Annotated in this window: 6 protein-coding genes and 1 pseudogene; 4 read left to right on the forward strand and 3 right to left on the reverse strand. The window is 60.3% G+C overall.

The window, feature by feature from the left end:
• The 3 genes and pseudogenes from GHO42_RS25945 to GHO42_RS01185 all read right to left on the reverse strand — a co-directional run.
• Positions 1-170 (reverse strand): annotated as a pseudogene (locus tag GHO42_RS25945) (short-chain dehydrogenase); the annotation flags it as partial.
• A gap of 845 nt (positions 171-1,015) precedes the next feature.
• Positions 1,016-1,492, reverse strand: coding sequence for a transcription elongation factor GreB (greB, locus tag GHO42_RS01180; protein WP_029611319.1), 477 nt, complete (start codon positions 1,490-1,492; stop codon positions 1,016-1,018).
• Positions 1,493-1,599: 107 nt separating this feature from the next.
• A complete protein-coding gene (locus GHO42_RS01185; protein WP_095002272.1) occupies positions 1,600-2,373 on the reverse strand; it encodes an AraC family transcriptional regulator in 774 nt (257 codons plus the stop codon).
• Between the two features lie 202 nt (positions 2,374-2,575).
• Here GHO42_RS01185 and GHO42_RS01190 point away from each other — a divergent pair, with 202 nt between their 5' ends.
• The 4 genes from GHO42_RS01190 to GHO42_RS01205 form a co-directional block, all read left to right on the forward strand.
• Complete coding sequence (locus GHO42_RS01190) at positions 2,576-4,219, forward strand: APC family permease (protein WP_153328925.1); 1,644 nt, start codon at positions 2,576-2,578, stop codon at positions 4,217-4,219.
• A 57-nt stretch (positions 4,220-4,276) separates the two neighbouring features.
• Positions 4,277-5,203: a 4-hydroxyproline epimerase gene (locus tag GHO42_RS01195; RefSeq protein ID WP_153328927.1), complete on the forward strand. Its 927-nt coding sequence runs from the start codon at positions 4,277-4,279 to the stop codon at positions 5,201-5,203.
• A 49-nt stretch (positions 5,204-5,252) separates the two neighbouring features.
• Complete coding sequence (locus GHO42_RS01200) at positions 5,253-6,200, forward strand: dihydrodipicolinate synthase family protein (protein ID WP_095002155.1); 948 nt, start codon at positions 5,253-5,255, stop codon at positions 6,198-6,200.
• An 86-nt stretch (positions 6,201-6,286) separates the two neighbouring features.
• A partial coding sequence (locus GHO42_RS01205) for an aldehyde dehydrogenase family protein (RefSeq protein ID WP_153384081.1) occupies positions 6,287-6,809 on the forward strand: 523 nt, incomplete at its 3' end.

Genomic DNA, 6,809 nt, shown 5'->3' on the forward strand with positions numbered 1-6,809 from the left:
TCAGCCTCTTGCACTTCCCGACTGGAAAACGATTCCATCAGTTGCGTGACGGCCAGTACGCGAGCGGCGGCGTTGGCGTGAAGTACGTCAAGGGGCGCGTGACGGTCGATCAATAAAGCAGGAATGGTGCAGTCGATGGCGGTAAGCGGGACAAACGATGAGTCGGTCATTAATCAAACTCCTAAATGTCGAATTTGAGCCGACCGTTTTCGTCGCCAAACAAAAGCAGGTGGCTGCTGTACGCGGGTTGGCGAACCGGTAACATTTAGGAAAACCCGGCAGACCCGAAGATCTCCCACGCACAGCTGCCATAGAGCAACGCGAGCAAAATACACGCTCTGCCATATAGAGCAATCGCATGCTAACTAAATGTTAAGCAGGTCGCCAAACCCGCCCGCCTTATCGGCGAGCTCCGACTATAAGCGTCGTCCCCTCGCTCCAGCAATTGGCAAACCTGTGAGAAAAATCCCGAAAAAACGTGAGCTTATAGTTTCTGTAGTCGCTGCCGAGGAACGAAGGCTGCGATCGGTTGCTCGGCAGTCGTAAAACCGGACACTAAGCTCGCTCAGGTGAATCCCGGGCCCAGGTTTTACGGTCGCTACGCAACCGGACGCAGCCTCGCTCCGCACGTCAGCTGCTACAAAGATTGCGTCGCACACACTTGCGCCATCAGGTCGGCCGCCTCGGCGGCTTTTGATCTTGATCTACCCGCCCCATCGGGAGGCCGAGAGGAGGTTCTGCGCAGTGGGCCTCCCGGCATGGATGCCGGGAGAGCCGCGATGGGCCATGGATGGCCCGTGGCGGCGGGCCCACGGAGCGGGACCGGAACGAGGGAACCTGAGCGCAGCGAAGGCCGTACGCCAGGGGCAAGCCTTTTGGGTTACTTTTTCGGCGTCTGGAAAAAGTGACTCGCCGTAAGGGCGAAACCAATATTCCAGTTAAACGCAGATGCCGGATATGTACGCGGTACACCAGTTAAACCCTGCAGCGGCTAAATATCCGCCCAGGTTTTACCCTAGCTTTTCTCGTAATAAATCTCGTTGATCCACCACAGCACTTCCCCGCTCGGGGTCTGCACCACTGCCTCGTCGCCCACCTCTTTCTTCAACAGCGCACGGGCCATCGGTGAGTCGATGGAGATGTAGTCGTTGCGTCCGTAGATTTCGTCGTAACCCACAATGCGGAATTTCTTGACGTCCCCGGCCTCGTTTTCAATTTCGACCCAGGCACCAAAAAACACCCGGCCTTCCTGCTCCGGCGAGTAATCAACCACCCGTACATCCTCGAGGCGCTTGCGCAGGTAGCGCACCCGTCGGTCAATCTCGCGCAGCAACTTCTTGTTGTACTGGTAGTCAGCGTTTTCGCTGCGATCACCCAGTGATGCTGCCCAGGTCACCTTGCGTGTGGTATCCGGGCGCTTTTCCCGCCACAGGTAGTCAAGCTCCTGCTTCAGGGCTTCATGGCCTTGCCTGGTGATGATGTTGGTACTCACTCGCGGTCGTTCTCCAGCAGGTTGCATTGGCCAGGGCAGACTCTTAGCACCCCGGCGCGACGAAATACATAGAGGCGCTGATAAAAATCACAAGCGCGGCGACACTCTCACTGTGCCGTGGCCTGGCGATACTGGCGCGGGGTAAAGCCGGTCAATGCCTTGAATTGGCGGGTGAATGCGCTGTGGTCGGTGTATCCGCACTGCAGGGCCACCTGGGTAATCGGAATATCGGTCAGCAACAGCCGATGGGCGTGTTCCAGACGCACCTTCTGGATCATCTGCCGTGGCGTCAGGTGAAACACACGCTTGCAGTAGCGCTCCAGTTGCGCCACGGAGATTCCGGCAATACGGGTCAACTCACCCAGGGTAACGCGGCGGTTGAAATGCGTGCGAATGTGCTCATCGACTGCCGCCAGCCGCTGGTACGCCGGGTGGGTATCACTGGCTGATTGCAAGTCCACGGAGATCCCGGCCAGGCCGATGATCTCGCCCTGGAGATTGTACAGCGGGCGCTTGTGGGTCAGGCACCAGCCAGGCTCCCGGGTCCCGTACAGATGCAGTTCCAGCTGGTCCTCAAGCACCAGCCCCTGCTCCAGCACCTGGCGATCCTGCTCGGTATAGCCCGGCCCCAACTGCGCGGGGAATACCTCGGCGCTGGTTTTGCCGAGCAGGGGTTGCAACTGCTTGAGGCCGCAGCGCTGGACCAGGGTGCGGTTGGCCAGTACATAGCGCGCGGCATTGTCCTTGATGAAGATCGCGGCATTGGGGATGGCATCGAGCATCGGTAGCAACAGGGCTACCCCCGAGAGCAACTGCTCAAGACTCTCGGGGCGGCTCAACTCGCTGCCCTGGCTCAGGATTGCAAAAGCATTCTGCGTCATAAAACTCACTCTCCCACCACTGGCCAGGTATCGGCCGCTTGGGTGCATTGTGCTGATTTCGTCATCGGCTTCAATGGAAAAGATCAATCGCAAACTTTCCCCGACGTTCAATCTAGCGCCATTGCACACCCGCCAACCGTATTGGCGCAATGGCAAATGACATCACACCTGCCTAACCAATAACTCACAAAAAGGCGACGCTATGTCAGGTAAAGGCAAATTCAAGAAACAGCTCTCACTGATGGACCTGACCTTTATCGGTCTGGGTGCCATCTTCGGTTCCGGCTGGTTGTTTGCAGCCAGTCATGTGTCGGCGATCGCTGGCCCGGCTGGGATTTTTTCCTGGCTGCTGGGCGGTTTTTCCGTGCTGTTGCTAGGCATCGTTTACTGCGAGCTGGGCGCTGCCCTGCCGCGCGCCGGTGGCATCATTCGTTACCCGGTTTACTCCCATGGCCCGTTGCTCGGTTACTTGATGGGCTTTATCACCCTGATCGCCTTCTCCAGCCTGGTGGCAATTGAAGTGGTCGCCGCCCGCCAATACGCCGCGGCATGGTTCCCCGAGCTGACCAAGGCCGGCTCCAGTGACCCTTCGATCCTGGGCTGGCTCCTGCAGTTCGGCCTGCTGTGCCTGTTTTTCATGCTCAACTACCGAAGCGTGAAGACCTTCGCCATGGCCAATAACCTGGTCAGCGTATTCAAATTTATCGTGCCGCTGCTGGTCATCGGCGTGCTGTTCACCTTCTTCAAACCGGAAAATCTCTACGCCCAGGGCTTCGCCCCGTTCGGCCTGTCGGGCGTGCAGATGGCCGTTTCTGCAGGCGGCATTATCTTCGCCTATCTGGGCCTGACACCGATCATTTCGGTGGCCAGTGAAGTGAAGAACCCGCAACGCACCATCCCGATTGCCTTGATCCTGTCGGTCCTGTTGTCGACCGTGATTTATGTGCTGCTGCAAGTGGCCTTCCTCGGCGGCGTACCCACTGAAATGCTGGCCAACGGCTGGGCCGGCGTGACCAAGGAACTGGCATTGCCCTATCGCGACATCGCCCTGGCTCTGGGTGTGGGCTGGCTGGCTTATCTGGTGGTGGCTGATGCGGTGATCTCGCCAAGCGGCTGCGGCAACATTTACATGAATGCCACACCGCGGGTGATTTATGGCTGGGCGCAAACCGGCACGTTTTTCAAGATTTTCACCCGCATCGATGAAAAGTCCGGCATCCCGCGCCCGGCGCTGTGGCTGACCTTTGGCCTGTCGGTGTTCTGGACCCTGCCTTTCCCGTCCTGGGAAGCCCTGATCAGCGTGGTATCTGCCGCCCTGGTACTGAGCTACGCAGTGGCACCGGTGTCCGTGGCCGCATTGCGCCGCAATGCCCCAGACATGCCGCGCCCGTTCCGGGTCAAGTGGATGGGGGTGATGGGGCCGCTGTCATTTATCGTCGCTGCGCTGATTGTTTACTGGTCAGGCTGGAACACCGTGTCCTGGCTGCTCGGCCTGCAAATCGTGATGTTCGTGGTGTACCTGCTGTGTTCGCGATTCGTACCGACCAACCACCTGAGCCTGGGCCAGCAAGTACGCTCATCCTTGTGGCTGATCGGCTTCTACGCCGTAACCATGGTGCTGTCCAAACTCGGCACTTTCGGCGGCTTGGGCGTACTTGCCCACCCGTTTGACACCCTGGTCGTCGCAGCTTGTGCGACGGGCATCTATTACTGGGGCGCGGCCACCGGCGTGCCGGCTCATCTGGTCCGGCTGGAAGACGACGAGGACAGCGAAGAAGCCCCGGAACTTGCCAGTAACACCCCGGCCAGCCACGCCACGGGGGCGTTTATCCAGACTTCATCCTGAGACACCGTTAACCACAGTAGTCCTCCGAGCCGTTGTTCTCTTCCAAGGGATACGTTCATGAAGCAAGTCCATATCATTGATTCACATACCGGCGGCGAACCCACCCGCGTGGTGATCAAAGGCTTCCCGCAACTGGCCGGGCGCAGCATTGCCGAGCAGCGCGACACCCTGCGCGACCAGCATGACCAATGGCGCCGGGCCTGCCTGCTGGAGCCCCGAGGCAACGATGTACTGGTCGGTGCACTGTACTGCGAGCCCGTGTCGGCGGATGCCACGTGCGGGGTGATCTTCTTCAACAATGCCGGTTATCTGGGCATGTGCGGCCACGGCACCATCGGCCTGATCGCCTCCCTGCATCACCTGGGCCAGATCGAGATCGGCGAGCACAAGATCGACACCCCGGTCGGCCCGGTCACCGCCACCCTGCATCCAGATGGCAAGGTCACCGTAGGCAATGTGCCCTCCTACCGCTATCGCCAGCAGGTCGCCGTTGAGGTGCCGGGGCATGGCCGTGTGCAGGGCGATATTGCCTGGGGCGGCAACTGGTTCTTCCTGGTCTCCGATCACGGCAAGACACTGCAACTGGACAATGTCGAAGCCCTGACCGAGTACACCTGGACCATGCTCAAGGCCCTTGAGGCACAGGGTATCCACGGCGAAGACGGTGCCCTGATCGACCATATCGAACTGTTTGCCGACGACGACCAGGCCGACAGCCGCAACTTTGTCATGTGCCCGGGCAAGGCCTATGACCGCTCGCCCTGTGGCACCGGCACCAGCGCCAAGCTGGCGTGCCTGGCCGCCGACGGCAAGCTGGCTCCAGGCCAGCCCTGGGTGCAGGCCAGCATCACCGCCAGCCAGTTTGTCGGCAGTTATCAATGGGACGGCGAGCGCATTCGCCCGTTCATTACCGGCCAGGCCTATATGACCGCCGACAGCATGCTGCTGATCGACGAAAGAGATCCTTTCGCGTGGGGCATTTAAGCCCTTCGCCGTAAACACATCCGAATAAACGACTCGAGGAGTTAGAACAATGAGCGATAACATTTTCACCGGTTGCATGCCTGCCCTGATGACCCCTTGCACCGCCGAGCGCAAGCCGGACTTCGACGCGCTGGTGGCCAAGGGCCGCGAACTGATCGATATCGGCATGAGTGCCGTGGTGTACTGCGGCTCCATGGGTGACTGGCCTTTGCTGACCGAAGCCGAGCGCCAGGAAGGTGTGGCACGCCTGGTAGCTGCGGGCATCCCAACCATCGTCGGCACCGGCGCCGTAAACAGCCGCGAAGCGGTGTCCCATGCGGCACACGCTGCCAAAGTTGGCGCCCAGGGCCTGATGGTGATTCCACGCCTGCTGTCCCGTGCAGCCTCGCCTGCTGCGCAAAAAGCTCACTTCGCCGCCATCCTGCAAGCCGCTCCACAGCTACCGGCGGTTATCTACAACAGCCCGTACTACGGCTTCGCCACCCGCGCCGACCTGTTCTTCGAACTGCGTAGCCAATACCCGAACCTGATCGGCTTCAAAGAGTTCGGCGGTGCTGCCGACATGCGTTACGCCGCCGAACACATCACTTCCAAAGACGATGATGTGACCCTGATGGTCGGCGTCGACACCCAGGTTGTGCATGGCTTCGTCAACTGCAACGCCACCGGCGCCATTACCGGCATCGGCAACGCCCTGCCTCGCGAAGTGCTGCACCTGGTGGCCCTGAGCAAGCAAGCGGCCAAGGGCGACCCTAAAGCCCGTCGCCTGGCCCGCGAGCTGGAAGCCGCCCTGGCGGTGCTCTCGTCGTTCGATGAAGGCACTGACCTGGTGCTCTACTACAAGCACCTGATGGTGCTCAATGGCGACACAGAATACAGCCTGCACTTCAACGACACCGATGCGCTGAGCGATGCCCAACGCCACTACGCCGAGAACCAGTACAGCCTGTTCCGCCAGTGGTACAAAACCTGGTCCGCCGAACAGAACGTCGCCTGACCCGCAGCGCAGCCCTGCATCCCTGAACAGCGGCGCACATCATGTGCGCCGCCTTGTTCCAGCCAACCCATTTTTAGGAACACGCCATGACTCTGACAGGCAACATGCTGATCGGTCAGCAAGCCATCACCGGTAACCGCGAAGCGATCCGGGCGATCAATCCCGCCACCGGCACTGTGCTCGAACCGGCCTACCTTGGCGGCGGCAGCGAACATGTCGAGCAGGCGTGCACCCTGGCCCAGGAGGCTTTTGACAGCTTTCGCGAGACCTCACTGGAAACTCGCGCCACTTTTCTGGAAACCATCGCCGCTGAAATCGAAGCCCTGGGCGATGAATTGATTGACCGCGCCGTCAGCGAATCAGGCCTGCCACACCCGCGCATCGTCGGTGAACGCGCACGTACCTGCCAGCAACTGCGTACCTTTGCCCGTACCGTACGCGCTGGAGAATGGCTGGATGTGCGGGTCGACAACGCACTGCCCGAGCGCCAACCACTGCCCCGTGCAGATTTGCGCCAACGCCAGGTGCCACTGGGGCCGGTGGCGGTATTCGGTGCCAGCAACTTCCCGCTGGCGTTCTCGGTGGCGGGCGGCGACACCGCGTCGGCAC

This window comes from Pseudomonas sp. FSL R10-0056 (assembly GCF_009600105.1).
Taxonomy (GTDB): domain Bacteria; phylum Pseudomonadota; class Gammaproteobacteria; order Pseudomonadales; family Pseudomonadaceae; genus Aquipseudomonas; species Aquipseudomonas bubulae.